This window comes from Aliivibrio sp. 1S128 (genome assembly GCF_001691065.1).
GTDB lineage: Bacteria > Pseudomonadota > Gammaproteobacteria > Enterobacterales > Vibrionaceae > Aliivibrio.
Map to the genome: position 1 here is coordinate 1 of NZ_MAJV01000152.1, position 1,499 is coordinate 1,499.

Sequence of the window (1,499 nt, forward strand, 5' to 3'; positions counted from 1 at the left end):
CAATGTTCGCCCAATCCCTTTTACGCCTGTTTTGATTAATGATGCTGAAAAGCCAGTATTATGGGGAACTAATAAAGACGGTTTACTGTGTCAACTGGGTTATTTTGATGAAAATCCAGCACCTGAAACTGTAGCAAAAAAGCAAACTTTTTTACGTCATAAAGCGCCATTAAATGTGATTGATTTAATAATTAAAAATGTACAGATAATCTCACATTTAACAAAAATTAAAATTTCAGAATTAATAAGCTAGAACAATGAAAAAAATACTATTACTTGCATTATTTAGCATCACTTTACTGGGGTGCAATGACCCTGAAAGTATCGCGGCAGAAGAGGCTCAATTAAAGGTTGAACAACACCCTGACCGCACCTATGTGGGTGAGCATAACTATTACACCATGGAAAGCAGTGGTGATATTGAGTTTGCGAACAAAAAAGATCTAAAAATAATGTATCAAGACTTTCCACGTTACTTTATTGAAAAAGCCAAAGAGTGGCCAAAAGAAGATCTTAATGATGCCAGCTCATACGATTTACCGCGTTTTCAATTTGCATGGGCGAATTCAAGCTCAAAAGATGAGTATGAGAGCGGGCTTAAAATTTGGAGCATGAAAACCGACGGAACAGATTTACGTTTAGTGACGGATGCAACTATCGATTTAACGGAAGTACGAAATCTAACTCGTTCGCCAAATAATCGTTATGTAGCTTGGGCGGGATCTGGCGGCCATAAAAGTGTGTATGATTTAAAAACAGGTAAGGTTTCAGATATGCATAAATTCACCTCGCCACTTGATATGCTTTGGTCGGAAGACAGCCGTTATTTGTATTTTGATGGCGCTATAAACAGTTATGCTCGTTGGGATTCAGAGACGGGTGAAATTAGTGAGGTTGATTTTCAATTTAGTAGCTTTGCTAAAATTACAGATGATACGTTAGTTAGTTTAAATGTTTATGGTGTGTATAGACTTAATTTGAAATCAAATAAAGGCGTGTTGCTAAAGTCTTCAAAATCACTACCTAGAGAACAAAGAAAATTAAATGTTAGATCGATCAGTCCAACTGGTCGCTATGCTTGGGGATCTAATCCTTCTTTTGGTTTCTTTTTTGACATAGAAAAAGGAACAGTTAAGCAAATGACTACAGATTACACGCCTGCTCAAATTTTAGGGAAAGACGCACATTTTAGTGCATTAGATAGTTTTGCTAAAGTTAGAATTGTTGATCGCGTTGGAGATCGTGTGTGGTCATGGCGTGCATTTTATTATGGGGCGCTATCTGGCGACGCTATTTTATATAATGGTTTAGCAAACAATGGTTTATGGTTTAAGGAGGACAAGTAATGTCAGCTTTAAAAACCTATGATCACGGAATCTATTTATTAGGGGCTTACTTTACAAGTTATCTAGATGAAGAGGGTGAGAGAATTGAAGCGACTTGGCATCAATCTCCTGATGTAACTGATGCTAATTTACACAATGTTCGCCCAATCCCTT

The 1,499-nt window shown here is 37.0% G+C and carries 2 protein-coding genes; both read left to right on the plus strand.

Features of this window, described 5'->3' with window-relative positions; genetic code table 11:
* The coding region (locus tag A6E03_RS20325) for a hypothetical protein (RefSeq protein WP_176703507.1) at positions 1–253 on the plus strand (253 nt) is incomplete at its 5' end.
* 4 nt (positions 254–257) lie between these two features.
* A complete protein-coding gene (locus A6E03_RS18300) occupies positions 258–1,346 on the plus strand; it encodes a hypothetical protein (protein ID WP_065601470.1) in 1,089 nt (362 codons plus the stop codon).
* Positions 1,347–1,499: the final 153 nt, after the last annotated feature.

Coding starts and splice junctions, on each gene's coding strand:
- A6E03_RS18300 (WP_065601470.1), top strand. CDS start 258: ATGAAAAAAATACTATTACTTGCATTATTTAGCATCACTTTACTGGGG.